This is a genomic window from Sulfitobacter sp. HI0129 (assembly GCF_001635395.1).
Taxonomy (GTDB): domain Bacteria; phylum Pseudomonadota; class Alphaproteobacteria; order Rhodobacterales; family Rhodobacteraceae; genus Sulfitobacter.
The window spans coordinates 53,105-68,771 of record NZ_LWGH01001044.1 but is presented as its reverse complement, the minus strand read 5'-3'; the positions used below and the strand labels follow the sequence as shown (position 1 = coordinate 68,771).

The 15,667-nt window shown below is 60.9% G+C and carries 10 protein-coding genes; 2 read left to right on the top strand and 8 right to left on the bottom strand.

The features are described from left to right. Positions 1 to 26: 26 nt before the first annotated feature. From A3764_RS22365 to A3764_RS22355, 3 genes are all read right to left on the bottom strand, one after another. Positions 27 to 2,669, bottom strand: coding sequence for an NEW3 domain-containing protein (locus tag A3764_RS22365; RefSeq protein ID WP_150120693.1), 2,643 nt, complete (start codon positions 2,667 to 2,669; stop codon positions 27 to 29). A gap of 66 nt (positions 2,670 to 2,735) precedes the next feature. Further along, positions 2,736 to 3,248, bottom strand: coding sequence for a DUF11 domain-containing protein (locus A3764_RS22360; protein ID WP_067922045.1), 513 nt, complete (start codon positions 3,246 to 3,248; stop codon positions 2,736 to 2,738). 458 nt (positions 3,249 to 3,706) lie between these two features. Continuing rightward, positions 3,707 to 4,321, bottom strand: coding sequence for a response regulator transcription factor (locus A3764_RS22355; protein ID WP_201722304.1), 615 nt, complete (start codon positions 4,319 to 4,321; stop codon positions 3,707 to 3,709). Positions 4,322 to 4,650: 329 nt separating this feature from the next. Between A3764_RS22355 and A3764_RS22350 the strand changes: the two genes are divergently transcribed. Both A3764_RS22350 and A3764_RS22345 read left to right on the top strand, forming a co-directional pair. Continuing rightward, positions 4,651 to 5,160, top strand: coding sequence for an oxidoreductase (locus A3764_RS22350; protein ID WP_067922041.1), 510 nt, complete (start codon positions 4,651 to 4,653; stop codon positions 5,158 to 5,160). A gap of 5 nt (positions 5,161 to 5,165) precedes the next feature. Further along, a complete protein-coding gene (locus tag A3764_RS22345; RefSeq protein ID WP_082851047.1) occupies positions 5,166 to 7,805 on the top strand; it encodes a hybrid sensor histidine kinase/response regulator in 2,640 nt (879 codons plus the stop codon). A gap of 231 nt (positions 7,806 to 8,036) precedes the next feature. Here the strand turns inward: A3764_RS22345 and A3764_RS22340 are convergent, their stop codons facing one another. The 5 genes from A3764_RS22340 to A3764_RS22325 form a co-directional block, all read right to left on the bottom strand. Continuing rightward, positions 8,037 to 8,627 carry a lytic transglycosylase domain-containing protein gene (locus A3764_RS22340; protein WP_067922037.1) on the bottom strand — a complete coding sequence of 197 codons (591 nt, stop codon included), beginning with the start codon at positions 8,625 to 8,627 and terminating at the stop codon, positions 8,037 to 8,039. 233 nt (positions 8,628 to 8,860) lie between these two features. Continuing rightward, complete coding sequence (locus A3764_RS22335; RefSeq protein ID WP_067922034.1) at positions 8,861 to 9,091, bottom strand: hypothetical protein; 231 nt, start codon at positions 9,089 to 9,091, stop codon at positions 8,861 to 8,863. Positions 9,092 to 9,116: 25 nt separating this feature from the next. Further along, positions 9,117 to 9,365, bottom strand: a complete 249-nt coding sequence (locus A3764_RS22330; protein ID WP_067922031.1) for a hypothetical protein — start codon at positions 9,363 to 9,365, stop codon at positions 9,117 to 9,119. After that, the gene (locus tag A3764_RS26290) at positions 9,353 to 9,478 is read right to left on the bottom strand and encodes a hypothetical protein (RefSeq protein WP_269084742.1); all 126 of its coding nucleotides are present in this window, start codon (positions 9,476 to 9,478) and stop codon (positions 9,353 to 9,355) included. The genes A3764_RS22330 and A3764_RS26290 overlap by 13 nt, the downstream gene beginning before the upstream one ends. A gap of 201 nt (positions 9,479 to 9,679) precedes the next feature. Next, positions 9,680 to 15,541 (bottom strand): GEVED domain-containing protein, encoded by a 5,862-nt coding sequence (locus A3764_RS22325; RefSeq protein ID WP_067922027.1) that lies wholly within the window; start codon positions 15,539 to 15,541, stop codon positions 9,680 to 9,682. Positions 15,542 to 15,667 lie beyond the last annotated feature (126 nt).

Below are 15,667 nucleotides of genomic sequence, written 5' to 3'. Positions count from 1 at the left end.
CCCGCAGGCCGGGTGACTGGGGTCGATTACTCAGCGACCTTCACGGTGAACTCGAGGCGGGCGAAATCACCCGGGAGAACCGTGTTGTGGAAGCTCTCCGCAGTCGTGCCGGTCATGGTCACGCTGGAGGAAGGCTCCGCCGGGTAGACGCTGTAGCTGCACGCCCCGCCGCAGGTTTCGATCAGGGAATAGGCAGGCGCCGTATCCCGGATGCGGACGTTGCCCGCGTTGGTCGTTCCCGTGTTGGCCGCTTCGATCTGGTAGCGGATGCACTGGCCGGGCTCCACGTCCAGCCGATTGGTGGTGAAAGTACCCACCGCACCGGTGCACAGGGGATCGATGTACTGGCGCTTGGTCAGCGTGACGTCACCGGAGACCACGACCACCTGGTCGCTGACTTCGTTGTTCGCCGTGTTGCTGTCGGTCGCCAGACCGGAGTTCAGCGCAGTCGCCAGCGTCAAGGTACCGATCTCGGACACGCCCGGGATAGCGGAAGACGGTGTCTGAACACGGTAGATCAACTGGATCTGATCGCCGGGTGCGATGCCGTTGCTTCCCGGCGCCACGCCATCGATCAGGTCATCGAAGTTGTCGACGATGACTTCGGTGCTGTCGATCACGCCGTTGCCGTTGGCATCCCAGTAGATGGCGCCCGAGAAATCGGTCAGACCAGCTTCGGAGATCGCGCCTTCGGTGATGGCGATGTTCGAGTTGTTGGTCACGATATGGACCATGTCGACGATACCGCCGGGTGCTGCCTGAGTCTCCTGATCGGCTTCGATGGCGACGTCGATGACTTCGTTCACCGTGACCTGGTTGACGATACGGTCGGACTGACCGGTAACGGCAGAGGCCACTTCGATGTCGATCAGCGTATCACCGGGTGCCTGACCTTCTGGCGGACGGATCACGACATTGAAGTCGAGGTTGCCACCTGCCGGAATGGTGCCGGTATTCGACACGACCGTGCCATCCAGCTGCTGGAACTCAACGGTCCATCCTGTGGGCAGAGGCTGGGCCAGCGACAGGTTGAAGCTGTCCGATGTCGTGCCGCCATTCTCGACGTTCATCGGGAAGGTCACGGCAACGCCGGGATCGGTTGTCGAAGTCACCCACGGATTCGCGCCGTTGGTCGGGTTCGCACCGTCCCCTTCGGAGCCTACAACCTTGTTTTCAAGGTCGATGGCCGAGGCCAGTACCTGACCGGTGAATTCGGCAGTCGAGCTGTCGAACGCGCCGCTGTTCTCGGAGGTTGCCACCACATTCGCGGTGAATTCCGATGTCGGTACGGGCGAAACGTCGGTGGGCAGCTTGGCCAACAGGGTCACCCTGCGGCTTTCACCCGACGCCAGCGGACCAACGGACCCGACGATCGGTGTCGCCCCGTCTTCAGCCACCATGCGGAAGGTCGTTCCGGCCGGGAAGTCGACGTTGCTGACATCCAGCGTGTAGCTGTCCGTCACGTTCGAAGTGTTTGAGATCACGAACTCGAACGGGATCGTCGCACCCTGATATACATCGACGTTATCCGTCACGATATCGTTGGGGGTTCCGTCCGTATCCGTCGAGGAAGCGACCGTACCGTCACGCGTGCCGTCGGGGGCGATGCGCGTGTCGTCGATCTCGAGACGGTATTGTTCGTCCACCGTGATCTGGGCCGTGTTCGAATCTGGGAAGGCCGTACCATCCACGCTCTGAGTTGCGGTGTTCGGGATGATCCCGGAGGGAACGTCCGGTGCCACCACTGCCTGGAAGGTCACGCTGCCCGACCGGCCCGAGGGAACCTGGCTGACGATGAACTGAACGTCCTGGCCCGCGGCGGAGTAGGCGATCGTTTGCCCCCCACCGTTCGTACCATCCGCTGCATTCGCGGCGTTTGCCTCGCTCAGGGGGCCTGTCGTATCCGACCAGGTCGCGCTGTTCGGGACATAGACAAGTCGTCCGTCCAGCGTATCCTGCACGATGTAGTTGTCGGCCGCGGCCAGACCTGTGCTGGAGTATGTCAGAGTGATCGTGACGACATCGCCGCTATCGACGATATTGTTGTTGCCGGTGCCCGACGCCGGATCGACCGTCATCGACTTCACGACTTCCATGATGGCGCCGGTTGAAATCGTCAGATCGTCCAGATTGGCATCCGAAACCGTCGCGTCCAGAACGGAGGTCGCGACCACATCGATCTGGTCAGTTCCCGTCTGGGTGGTGGAGGCCGTGGCTTCGATGATGAAGCCGAACTGTTCGCCCGGTGCCAGAACTGGGGTGGAGGTAATGGGCGTTGTCGAATCCGCCACGCCGTCCATGTCGGCATCGGGATAGAAGACGAGCGTGGTATCGAGCGTGCCGGTATCGCGCTCCACCGCTGTCAGGTCATAGGAATCCGGCCCGTTACCGTCGTTGGTCACGATATGTGGCAGGAAGGCCTTGCCGCCGGGTGCGATGGTTTCGGAATTATCCGAAAGGAGGGTGACGCCGGCGACTTGCTGGACAACCGTTTCGACCTTGTTCGATGTCACGGTAATCGTATCGCCGGCATTGTTCGTATAGGTGGCAACCGCCTGGTTGCCGATGACATGGCCCGCCTCCGGGGCCGCGCCATATCCGACGGTCCCGAAGACCGCCAGCAAGGCCGCTGCTGAACAGCCGTGCTTAAGTTGCGTGTTAATTCTCACTTAATGTCACCATTTCTTTTCGAGGGTTGAGGAATGGGGCAGTCCTGCCCCGGCTGAATACCGAGGTCAGTTGACGACGACGCGGTAAGAGTTTTCCACGGCTTCACCCGCGGGAAGGGCGTTCAGAAGGGTCCAGCGGACCGCTGCGATGCTGTCTTCGGGGACCGGTTCCATACGAACGGTTCCATCCTCATCGACGACCTTGCGCATCGCCGGCAGGGAGGACCATTCCAGACCTTCGAGGTCCGGATCCATTTCCGCCTGAATTTCGAACTTGGCATCGAGGCTGCTCGCTTCGCTGCCGAGGTTCAGTGTGACGCCTTCGGGTACGGGGCCGGAGACGACCAGACCGCCAAGGGCGTCTTCGGTCAGGTTCTCATGTACGATCTTGTACTGGATCGCTTCGCCGGGGCGAACGGTGTCGCGTTCGACCAGTATCTCGTTTCCATCGGTATCGACCTCCACGATACGGAAGTCGAAATTGGAACGCAGCGCATCGGCCTGGGCCGTCGCCGCGGAAGCGACGGACAGCAGAAGGGCCAGACCGGTCGCTTTGAGGAAGGGTGTTTTGTCAGACATATTTTCTCCTTTGGGCACTTTTTCGACGCGCCCTGTTTCGGTGTCGGGCAAATTGGCGCGCAGTTGCTAAGAAGAGGTTTGCTGACAATCGACCGAGAAAGGCATTCCCTCCTCGGGGTAGGCGTCGGCGCGTCCGCAGAAGCCGGATGGCCCAAAGTCGGGGCCGACCTTTCGATAGCTGCTAACGGTTAGACGAAGGTCGAATGCTCTTATTCCAAAGGGTATTCGCGCCCGAGCTCAGCGCCGGACCCCCACGTGGAAAGATGGTAAACAATTCCCTCTAACCCACTCAATTGTCAGCAAATTAAGAAAAACGGATCGCCGCCCGTGCCGTCCGCACCCGGGATTCGGCGACCCGAACCCGCGATTCCCTGTCCATCCGCGAATCGGTTTTGCCTACCGCAAACGAAAATGGCCGCCCGAAGGCGGCCATTCTGAAATGCGGTACTGAAACGGCGTTAGATGAAGCCTGCTTCCTTCGCGATCATCGCTGCGTGGGTGCGGTTCTTGGCATTCAGCTTCCGGCTCAGCGTCTTGACGTGCAGCTTCACCGTCACTTCCTGCAAATCGAGGTCGCGTGCGATTTCCTTGTTGGCCTGTCCCTTTGTCAGGCCAATCAACACCTGCTGTTCGCGCTCAGTCAGAAGGTTCTGGAACGCGTGTCCCGGATCATCGTCCGGTTGTGCCATGAAACTGACCGGGGCAAAGACTTCTCCCGCGGCCATGAAGCGGACGGCGTTCATCAGCGACTTGGCTGACATGGTCTTGGGCAGGAAACCGGCAGCACCTGCGGCCAACGCGTCTTCCGCGACCGATTTCGTCGCAGTCCCCGATATGATGCCGACGGGGTTGCCATCGTTCAGGGCGAGCGCCTGGCCGAAACCATCCAGCCCCTTCATGCCCGGCATTTCGAAGTCGAGCAGCACAAGGTCGAACGGGCCGTTCTTCTCCATGATGTCCAGTGCTGAATCCAGCGTTTCCGCCGTCGCCACGCTGGTTCCTTCGTCCGCCTCAAGGAAGGCGGCGATCGTGTCCCTGACAAGATCATGGTCGTCCGCTAGCAGGATATGCATCGTCATCGTCTCCGGCTTCTTGTCTCCGGCACGGGGGCCGAAAATCCAATTACGTTCCCGATAGCCTTAAAATGAGGCAAATACATGGCGACTGAATGAACCGCCTCGCACACGCTTTGGTTGTCGGGTCTATCCTATCGATAGGAGACGAGGTTCATCCGATACAAGCTATTTTCGAGGTATATCGCCGGATGCCCCGTCTGCCTATCCCAAAGGATAGTCGACCTATTCCAATCCCTCCGTGCAAGGGCATCCGCCCGCCGGATATATACTGTGGATCATCACGACCCGCCGGCACCGTTCGGCCCATGAACCGCTAGGAGACCAGAATGAACGTCACAAAGAAGCTCGTTGCCATCATCGCCGCCCTGACCCTCGCCGCCGGAACCGGCAGCGCGGATGATCTGCCCGCTCCCGAAGGCGACGTCGTACTGACGGTCACAGGTCACATCCATGAAAAGAACGTAGAGGACAGCGCGGCTTTCGACATGGCCATGCTCGAAGCGCTCCCTAGCGTCAAAGTGACGACCGAAACCATCTGGACCGAAGGGCCGCAGACCTTCGTGGGGGTCGAGCTGAAGGAACTCGTCGAGATGCTCGAAGCCACGAGCGACAGCTTCCGTGCCACCGCCATCAACGATTACGCCATTTCCATACCGCGAGAGGACGCGATCGAAGGCGGGGCAGTCGTCGCCTACAAGCAAAACGGCGAATACATGTCACGCCGGGACAAGGGCCCGCTCTGGGTGATCTACCCCTACGATGACAACATCGACTACCGTTCGGAAACGATCTACAGCCGTAGCATCTGGCAGCTGGACCGTATCGAGGCAGAATAAACGTCATGGACCGAGCCGACCGCACATTCCCCACGTCACTGCCGGCAAAGGCGTTCACGCCCAGACGCCGCGCCATGCTGCGCGCGGCCGTCGCGGTGCTCATCATCGCGGAGTTCTCTGCGGTCGGCTATCTCTCCCTCCAGCTTTCCGACAAGATTCAGGAAATGCGCGAGATTCCAAAGGACAATGTCCAATGGAACCTTTCCCAGCTAGAGGTCGATTTTCTGAAAATGCTGGCCGCCGGAAAGCGCGCCGAAGAAGACCCCGCCGCGCTGGAAGAGTTTCGCAAGCGGTTCGATGTATTCTACAGTCGTCTGACGCTGCTGAGCGAAAGCGCCGACGCCGAAGCCATCGACATGAAGAGCGATACCCGCCATCAACGTGCGGAGCTGAGGGAATTTCTGGATGAGACCGTGGGCTTCGTCGATGCCTCGGACGCGGTGCTCATCGAAGCGATGCCGCAGATCAATGCCTACATGGAACGGCTGTCCGATATGCCGCGCCGTCTTTCGCTCGGGGCCATCGAAGTCACCGCCGACATGTCCGACCGTCAGCGGCAAGAGATTTTCGATCTGCTGCGCTGGCTCGGGGGCGTTTCCCTCTTCGTGGTAGGTCTTCTGTTCCTGACGTTCGTTGCCATGATGTTGCAACGCGTGGAACTGTCATCGCGGGCGCGCAAGATCGCGAAAGCCAGCCAGATGCAGGATTCGACGCTGCGCGCCTCGCTCGATGCCATCGTTGTGGCCAATGAAGAGGGGCGCATCACGGATTTCAACGGCTCGGCGGAAAAGGTCTTTGGCCTGCGCCGCGAAGATGCGGTGGGGCGTCTGCTTTCGGAAACCATCGTTCCGCCGTCCTTCCGCGAAGCGCATGAGGCGGGCATGTCGTCCTATACCTCGCCCTACGATTCCAGCATCATCGACAAGGGGCGCCTTGAACTCACGGCGATGCACGCGAACGGGCATGAATTCCCCATCGAGATCTCGATCACCGAAGTCGCGACCAACACCGGCATCAGCTTCATCTCCTATATTCGCGACATCACCGAAGAGAAGCGGAACCAGGCCGAATTGCAGGACGCCCGCGACCGGGCCCTGACCGCCTACAAGGAAAAATCCCGTTTCTTCGCCGTCATGAGCCATGAGATGCGCACACCGCTCAACGGCATCATGTCCGCGCTGAACCTTCTGAGTGATGCCGACAACACCCCCGAACAGCAACGCTACATCCATATTGCGGAAACCTCAGGCAATATCCTGTTGGGTCATATCAATGACGTGCTGACAATCGAGCGGCTCGATTCCGGAACCGGCAGCGCGCAGACGGCCTCCTTCTATCCCGGGGCGGCCCTGCGCAACCTGGCCGACAGCATGCGCCCACTTGCCGAAGCCCAGAATACCAGCCTCTCGGTCGAAGGGCCGCGACATGACATCCCGCTTCTGGCAGATGAACGCGCGCTCAACCACGTGGTGACGAACCTTCTCAGCAATGCCATCAAGTTCACCCAGAGCGGGGCCATCCTGCTGAAGATCGATCTGACGGAAGAGGACGAAAACGTCGGGATCACTGTAGACGTGACCGACACCGGCGTCGGAATTTCCCCCGAGGATTGCGAACGCGTCTTCGACGATTTCGTGACGGTCGATCTGCCCTATGAACGCAACGCCACGGGGACCGGTCTGGGCCTGGGCATCGCGCGGCGCATGGCCGGACAGCTGAACGGAACGCTCACCTGCGAAAGCGAATTGCGCAAGGGTTCGACCTTCCGCTTTACCGCCACCTTGCCGAAGGCTCCTGCCCCCACGCGGCTGATGGCGGCCGAAGAAAACCAGCAGCCCGGAGATACCGAAAGCCTCGATATCCTCGTGGTGGAAGACAACCCGATCAACAGCGAACTGCTCGAAGCCTTGCTACGCCGGGAAGGGCACCGGGTCTCTCTTGCGTCCGACGGCTTCGAAGGGGTGCACCTAGCGAGCAAGTCCTTCTTCGATCTCATCCTGATGGACATCAGCATGCCCAACATGAACGGGATCAAGGCGACACAGCAGATCCGGGATTCAGGCGGGCTTTCCCGCAATACGCCGATCTATGCCGTCACGGCCCATGCCATGCCGGCGGAAATCGAGGAGTTCAAGAAGGCAGGCATGCGGGGATGCCTTTTGAAACCCATCCAGATCGGGGAACTACGCAAGATACTGGCGGAAACGACGCATCGCGTGTCGAAGAAACGCAAGGAAAACGCTCCTGCACAGCCCGCCTTTCTTCAGCGCAAGAAAGCCTCTGACGAGGACGTATCGCGGATCGACGAAGCGCGCCTGTCGGAAATGCTGGAATTGCTCGGCTCCGACGCGGTGCGCAAGCGGGTGGCGAAGTTCATCACGGATGTGGCAGAGGGCATCGCGACCATCGAAAAGGCCACCGCCGCGGGCGCGCTCGACGATGTCCAGGCCAATACGCACAAGCTTTCCGGGTCTTCCGCGCTGTTCGGCGCCACCGGCCTGCACGCGCTGATGCGCCGTATCGAGGTTGCCTGCAAGGAAGGCCGCGCCGGAGAGGCGCAAGAAGGCGTCTCCGAGCTTTCGGATCACGGGATGGAGGGTGTGGCCGCGCTGGAAGAAGCGGTCCAACGGCTGACAGCCGCCTGATCCAAAGGTTTCTGCCTGGCTTCTCAATGTACCTATGGCGTTTGCTTGATCTGCTGTTTCGCGGCTTGCTGATCTTCGGTTGGTAATGGTCACCCGACAGGCCTACTGGCTTGGATCAGCAAAGCCATTCATTCGTGCCCCGCTCGATGCTTCCAATAAAGAGCGGCGGTGCAGCAGGCGTATCCGACCCAATCGCAAAGTTCGGACGCAGCCTGCAGCACCGCCTCGTCCTCACTGCCCGAGGATCTTGCGTACGTAGTGCATCGTTTCCTTGTAAGGTGGAACGCCACCGTATTTTCGCACGGCGCCGGGCCCCGCGTTATAGGCCGCGAGTGCCAGACGCCAATCGCCGAAGGCCTTGTACTGGGTACTGAGGTAACGCGCGCCGCCTTCGAGGTTCTGCATGGGATCATGCGGATTGACCTTCAGATCACGCGCCGTTCCCGGCATCAGCTGTGTCAGCCCGATTGCCCCCACCGGGGAACGGGCGTTCCTGTTCCAGCCTGATTCCTGCTGGATGAGAGCGAGGAAGATCGCCGTTGGGATACCGTAACGAGCGGCCAGCCGCTTTGCCGTTGCAAGATAGGTAGCGGCATGGGGGCCCCGGGCGGGGCGCGGTGCGATCCGCAGGGGCGTCTCCGCAACGGTCCTTGCCCTGACCTGCTTTGGCGCGACTTCAACGATGCCCCGCTTGTCGACCGCCGCTATCTGGTAGGCAAGCAACTCCATCCGTTTGCCGGGCACCCCGAAAAGCGCCTCGGCCTGGGCCGGAAAGGGTAAGGATACAACACCGAAAGTCGCCGCGGCCAAAAGTAATTTCATTTGTTAACTCCAATCTCATTTTGGATTACCGAAATCATGATGAATATGTTAACAAATACGGAAAACATATTTTACTGCGCAAAAGCGGAGCGGAACCTCCATTCGCAGAGATAAAAGATATTCATTTGGATAGCGTTAATTCAAAAATGAAAAAGACCCCGCTCGAACCAAAGGAAATTCGAGACGGGGCCAGATGTAGTATCGTTCTGGAGGGAACGTTGATCAGGTGCGTTCTATTCGAAAGCGGGCACCTGTCCGCCGGGGGTCCGGTCGTTTAGCTTGCTTGCGGTGTCGCCGGACCGCGCCTGCCTGCCCATTGCGATGGCGAGAAACAACAGGGTGCTCACGAACCCGGCGACAGTGTAGGCCGCGATCGTGATGAGAAGGGGATAGCCGGCAAGGAGGCATCCCGCCCCCGTGGTGCCGGCGCATATCGTACCGAAGAGCAAAGCTGCTGCAATCATTGTGAAACTCCCTGATATGAGCGCATTATGCGGCTTGCAGCCACTCGTCCGCGTCGACCACGCGCAGGCCGTGATTCTGCGCAGGGGCGGGGTGGCGGGGGGTGAAATCACGGTCCTGGATCGCTTCGATGCTGTAGTCGAGGAACAGGATCAGACCATGGCCCGCGATGGCGAAAACCGGCAGAACAGCGATGAGCGGTGCGCCTACCAGCCAGGCGCCGCCGGCGCAGAGTGCGCCAAAGATGATGCCGACGATATGGCTCAGAATGTGCATGCCATGCCCTCCTCGATTGCGGTGCCGGGCCGCGCGGTGCGGGGGGCCGTCAGGTATTCAAGGGCGATGATGCGCCGCAAACGCGCGATCTGATCGAAAGGAATTGAGTTCATTTCTTTGTTCCTCCATTTATCTACAATTCATAGATACCAATTCCTCAAATCGACTGCATCTGCGCAATAGGTGGAAGCAAACGCTCTTTTGTGACTTCGCCCTCCTTTCGTATAGTCTGCGCCTATCCCTCGCAGAGAACACAGGTCATAATTCTGCCACAGCAGTTAAAATACCCTTAAGTGTTCTTCAAAAACCCTGCCTCAGGGGTCGATGCGGACAGAAAACGTCACGGAGCCTTCGGCGCCCGGCGGGTGGGTTCCGGCACAATCCCAGCGCAGGGGGCCAGCATACCCGGCGATATTCGTCGTTGGCACGCCGATCGCGCAGCTCAGGTCAGGCCCGACGATGACGGGGCTGGGCACGGGTGCCGCCAGGCTGGTGTAGGCCGGCGTCCGGTCATAGATGATGACGTCCCGCGCGGTGGCCCTGCTCGGATTGGTGAGCCGGATGCGGTATTCCAGCACATCGCCCGCCTCCCCGGTATTCGCCGTGCCTTCCGGGGTGTTTTGCGTCTGGTTCCGGACATACTTTTGAAGCTGCAACAGCCCGAGGCTTCCTCCGGTTTCAACCACATCGGTGTTGGAAACCACATGGGACTTTCCGGTATCGGTAAGCGCCGTGATCGCCTGCAGATCATAGGTCAGACGGCTCCCCGGTCCGACACCGCCCCCGGCGGAAACGCGCGAGACGAGGCAGAGGACATCCCCGGCCACCACGGCCACGGGATCGGTGGCAGGCGTATCGGCGGTGCCGTCGCAATCCGTATCCAGATAGATCGCGGCGCTATAGGCGTCGGGGGCCGACATCTGGACCTGATCGTAGGTAAAGGTGACTTGACCGGAGGATGTCGCCGTATATTCGTGCAGCAGGCTGGTGATCTGTCCCGCCTCTACGCTCGCGGTCTGATCCTCGGTCAGCAGTGGTGCTTCGATGATGCCGAAGACAAGGTTCGGATAATCTGTCTCCGCGGCCGGTGTGAAGGTGAACTGCCCGTCGCGCGGATCGGGATCGACGAGCGAAGGTAACCCGCTCTTGCGTTCAGAGATCGGAAATATTGCATCAATCGTGTCGATCGCCAGTGTGATCTCGCCACTGTAGGCCGCGTCCAATGCGTATTCCCACGTTCCGTCGGGGGCAATCACCGGGGAGGCGATGAGGGTGCCGCCGCTGTCGAAAATGGACAGGCTCGCGATATCGGTGCCCACTTCGCCGCCGTTCACGATACCATCGTGCGCCGTGCCCCCGCCGACACCATTGTCCAGGATAATTTGCCCGGACAGCTTTCTTTCACCGGCGTAGATTGAAATTTCGTAACTGTCCTCGTCATCGTCCGCGATCCCGTCGTTGAAATCGTCCACCTTGATACCTGTCCCTGGGTCACTGTCCCGGTCGGGCAGGGAGCTTTGGATAATTTCCACCACGTTGAGGTGATCGCCGCTCTCCAGCACGCGCGCGGTCACCCGCAGCGTTTCCGTCGTGCCGGGCAGAATTTCGTCCACGAACCAGACGCCGGTATCCGGGTCGTAGTAGTCCCCCGTCGCCGGGGCATCATCGTTGATATAGACATACCCGGACGGCAGTTTTTCGATCACGGTCACGCCGGAGGGCGAACCGGGGCCCGAATTGTTGATGGAAATGACGAAATCGATCACATCCCCCGGCGCCGCGGTGGTGATGACGGTGTTGCCCCCCACCGCATAGGCGACCTTGGTCAGCGAGAGGTCGCTTTCCTGGGGATCGAAACCGAAGTTCTGCTCCGGCGTGTCGCTGTAGGGCGCGACCACGACACCGACGATCGGATTCGACGTGCCGATCTGCGAACCGGCGGGAAGATCGGTATCGTTCACATCGACTTCAAGCCGGTAGCTCGTCCCGGGCGAAAGATCCCCCACCGAATAGGTGCCGTCAGCGAATGTCTCCACGCTTTTGAGGAAGACGTCATCCGACAGATCGTTCGGCGTGTTCCGGTCGTCGAATACCCGGATCAGGATACCGCCGCCCAGATTCAACTCGCCCGGGTCTTTCACGTCGGAGGCGTTCTGGTCGATGTAGATGTTCCCCGAAAGGGAGCCGAAGGGGATCGCCGAAGGGCCGCGGCAGGAGGCGCCGTCATTGGTGCCGCCCTCTTCGTCCTGGCTGACGGCGATGACCTGACTGATGCCTGTCGACAGGTCGACGAGCGAGATTTCGTTGGAAACGTTGTCGTAGATGTAGAAGCGACCGGTATCGTCGAACCAGACCGCGCCATAGGTTCCGGTATAGGTCGATGGGCCGAAGAACTGAACGGTCTCCGTGCCGACGGAGGCCGTCCCGTTGTTGGCCGACACGCTGAACAGCCGGTCGGTCCTGCTGTCGACACCATAAAGTCGACCGTCCTGAGCATTGTAGGCGAAATCCACGGCGCCGACATTGTCGCTCAGTTCAAGCAGGCCCAAATCGACGGACGCGTTCGCGTTGGAAAGGTCCAGCAGTTGAAAGGTGTTGTTGTCTACGCGGTAGACCATGGTGCCGTTGGGCATGATGTCCCCCGCGTTCGTGCCCTTTTCAATGCTGTTGGGCGGGTCCGGCATCTGGGTGAATTCACCGGCCCCGTCCACGCGCCAAAGCTCCTTCTTGCCACTGCGTACGGCATAAAGGTAGCCATCCACCTCGTTGTACCCCCAACCGCCATTCAGGTTGTCCGTTGTGGACCCGATATCTTGCAGGTTCAGGGTGTAGCCGGTCAGTCCCGCCGAAAAGACCAGCCGTTTCAACGTCGAGTTGGATGTGGCGATCTGGTACAATCCCGCATCGCAGACCACGGGCGGCGCATCGCCCGAAATCGTCAGCGCATAATCCTCAACCTCGCCGTCCAGCGCGAGCTGCACGACCCCCGCGCTGGTCGACCAGCGGAAGCGCGCATAGGTTTGCGTCAGCGCCGCACCGGCGGGCACGTCCACGTCGAAGACGATCACACCGTTCAGCAACCCGTCCTTGTCGCTGGCGCTACCATCCTGAACATCCGTGGCCACCATGTCGCCGGGATCGAAACTGCCATCCGCCCCGAAATCCACCCAAGCCTGAAGATAGGCAACACCCCCGGTCGCCGAAGCTGCCCCGCCGGTAACCTCATTGACCGTTACACTGACTTCCGTGCGGGCCCCCCGGAAGAACTGGGGCAGGATCACACCGTCTTCGTCATCATTGCCATCCAGATCGTCCCCTGTCGCATTGCCGTTGGACTGGGAAGCGGCATCGGGATCGGGCGGCACACTGCCGAGGTAGGTACCCGCCACCCCGGTATCCGCGATGACATGCTGCGGATCGCCGTAGCTCGCCGGGGCATCGCCCCGGTCGACGACCGGGGCCGCCGCGATGACCACGGCGTAATCTTCGACCTCACCGTCCGGGGCGAAGACCGTGGGCGAAAGCCCCGCCTGCTGCGACCAGCGGAACCGGGCAAAGGTCTGATCTAGCACGGCATCGCCCGGCACGATGACATCGAACTGGATGAAGCCGTCGTTCGCGGCTTCGTCGCGCCCGGTTCCATCATCTGCGAGGTCCCGCGCGATCTGTTCCGCTGTCCCCACCTCAAAAACACCATTGCCGTTGTAATCGACCCATGCCTGCAAAAGACCCTCATTGCCCGTCACCTCTGCGGTGATCGTGGTGAGAAGCCCTTGGGTCATGGGCGGAATATCCATGCCGTCATCGTCGTCGCTGTCGGCATTCGCGGCGTTCCCCGGCGCGGCATCGCCCGAAACGACCGCACCAAGGCGAAAGCCGTCACTGTCGATGAAGTTGTGAAGCGCATCCCCGAGGGTGCTGGGCGCATCCGTCATGTCGGCGCAGGCCTGGATATCGGCCATATGCATGCTGTCCGCCCCGGACAGGCCGGGCGCGCTCAATTGCAAGGGCGTGTGGCGGATGATCAGGCGATCGATCGTTTGGCTGAAGCCCACGTCAAGCGCTCGGCTGGTGCCGGTGCCGAAGGGGCCGCTACGCTCCCCCGTCACGCTGCCATCGTCATTCGCGACCCGGGTCATGGGCAGGCTTGCCGGGTTGGTCGCCATGGCAGGCGAAACACGGACACCCTGATATTCACCATAGATCGTGACGGATTCGTCAGCATTGAGGTCCGCGATGTAAAGCTGCACACCCTTGAGCGGCGTGTTCAGATCCACGATCGTTTCGGAATATTGGGTGTCGAGCATCGCATCGCCGCCGGAATAGAGCGGCGTCGCCGTGCCCACGGTCGCGGGGCGGAATGGGGCAGAGGCGTCGTTTACGGTAACCGTACCGCTCAGCCCCAGGCGGGAGAAGGGGACGGACTGCCCCAGCAGCGTGGGCGTATCGCTGGTCCAATCCACAACGGAAAATCGGTTGCCGTTACAGGACGGCAGGGTTTCCACAGGAACGTTCGTCACATTGACGGAAACACTGTCTGATGCTGGCCCGGCTTCTGCGCTGGAAATACTGGTGCTGGCGTCCACCGTTTCCGCAGCGGCCGCATTCGTCCGCACGTCGAATTCGATCGCGCCGCTCCCGAGCCCCTCAAGAACGGGCATTGTTTCAAAGATGAAGGTACCACCCGAAGGGTTGGTTGCGGGGCGTATGTCATCACCCGAGATAACCTCGAAATTGTCGGTCGATACGGTCTGCGACGGCAATGCCACCTGAACGACAGTGTTCGTCATGTCGCTGACGGAGGTGTTGGCATAGCTCACCCGGTAGCGCAGGGTCGCCGCCGGGGGGATGTCCCCCCCGTTGTAGGGGGCGCCGTTCACCTCGACGATGGTAATGCCCACCGCGATATCATTCAGCGTCGCGGGTGCGTAGGAGGATGAGCCGGCAACCCAGTAACGCCACGGGTTGTCATTGCCCGCAGCGCCCCCTTCGGCCGAATCGCCCCCGTGACCTTCGGCATTCAGCACGCCCAGATTGTTGATGTCCGTTACCCGCAGCCGCAGGGCCGCGTAATAGACCTCATTCACCGCGATACCGCCGAAAGCGAAGCGCACCGCGTTCGTACCGGCGGGCAAGGCGGTCAGGTCCGTACTGTTCAGGTCATAGCCGACATTCGGCACCTCGGTGCAGACATCTACGGAATTGACGCCCGGATCGGTCGTTTCGGGAAACACGCTGCCCGCGCCGGTCGCGGGGCCCTCCTGCCCCGGCAAGGCAGGATCATCCGCCCGGCACGACCCCGGATACTGGATACGGTTCCACGGCCCCGTGGTCCCATAGCGGTCCCAGTCGGAACCGGATTCGGGCCCCGCCACGGGACTGCCGGAGCGGAACGGAGTGGCCCCCCGCCCGTCAGTGAGGGAGGTCTGCTCCGCCGTCGAGAAACCGTTGTCGAAGATCGAGCCACCCGATCCGAAGGCGTTGACTTGAACCGCATCCCACTTGTTGTGCACCCGGGCGGTGCCGGTGCCACCGACGGTCCCCCATGGGGTGCCGTTGGTCGGATCGACGAGGTATCCGTTCGTCAGGTCTGCCCGGTCCGATCCATTGGCAAACATCGCCGTATCCGCACGGGTCGAATAGAAGATACCGGTGTCACCGTAGATATAGGCCAATCCCGCGTTGCATTCGGCGACCGGGTAGCCTGCGACGGTACATGCGCTGTCATCCTCGGGCTGCCAACCATTGGCCGTGACATCGAAGGTAAGCTGGCCCTTCGGCCCCCATCCCTTCGAAATCCCGCTTCCCGTAGAGGCGCGCGCGGGCCGGGCGTCCACCGGATTGCCAGCCGCGTCGGTGATATAGGCCCCGACGACTTCCGTACCCTCCGGGACATACAGCGTGGCATAGCCGCCCGGGCCGTCATCCGTTCCCGCGACGATGGCGGGGAAGCTGGAATAGACCTCGATCACGTCGCCGTTGGAAAGCGCCTGCCCCCCGCTCTGGACCCGGGCCTTGATCTCGTTCCGCGATGCCGGGGTAAGGTCGATGACGCCGGTGCCCAGCCAGGCGCCGTGGCTGAACACGATCGCGACCAGAAGGCACCAGAAAAGCAATGCAAGGCCATACACCCGGAGGCGGCGAAACTGCTTTCCCTTCGGCGACGATCTGTCCATCGTTATCTCCCTCTCCGCCGCGGTGTCGGGCACCACAACCCTGCTTAATTGGTCAGAACCTAACCGCCGGTTAAGTCCGTTCAGGCAAAGCGTACGGCTCCGCCTCGACCTATGGTTTTAGGCTAC

Bases quoted from the DNA above. Each gene is read 5' to 3' on its own strand.
- A3764_RS22360 (WP_067922045.1), bottom strand. From the start codon at position 3,248: ATGTCTGACAAAACACCCTTCCTCAAAGCGACCGGTCTGGCCCTTCTG.
- A3764_RS22355 (WP_201722304.1), bottom strand. From the start codon at position 4,321: ATGCATATCCTGCTAGCGGACGACCATGATCTTGTCAGGGACACGATC.
- A3764_RS22350 (WP_067922041.1), top strand. From the start codon at position 4,651: ATGAACGTCACAAAGAAGCTCGTTGCCATCATCGCCGCCCTGACCCTC.
- A3764_RS22345 (WP_082851047.1), top strand. From the start codon at position 5,166: ATGGACCGAGCCGACCGCACATTCCCCACGTCACTGCCGGCAAAGGCG.
- A3764_RS22340 (WP_067922037.1), bottom strand. From the start codon at position 8,627: ATGAAATTACTTTTGGCCGCGGCGACTTTCGGTGTTGTATCCTTACCC.
- A3764_RS22335 (WP_067922034.1), bottom strand. From the start codon at position 9,091: ATGATTGCAGCAGCTTTGCTCTTCGGTACGATATGCGCCGGCACCACG.
- A3764_RS22330 (WP_067922031.1), bottom strand. From the start codon at position 9,365: ATGCACATTCTGAGCCATATCGTCGGCATCATCTTTGGCGCACTCTGC.
- A3764_RS26290 (WP_269084742.1), bottom strand. From the start codon at position 9,478: ATGAACTCAATTCCTTTCGATCAGATCGCGCGTTTGCGGCGCATCATC.
- A3764_RS22325 (WP_067922027.1), bottom strand. From the start codon at position 15,541: ATGGACAGATCGTCGCCGAAGGGAAAGCAGTTTCGCCGCCTCCGGGTG.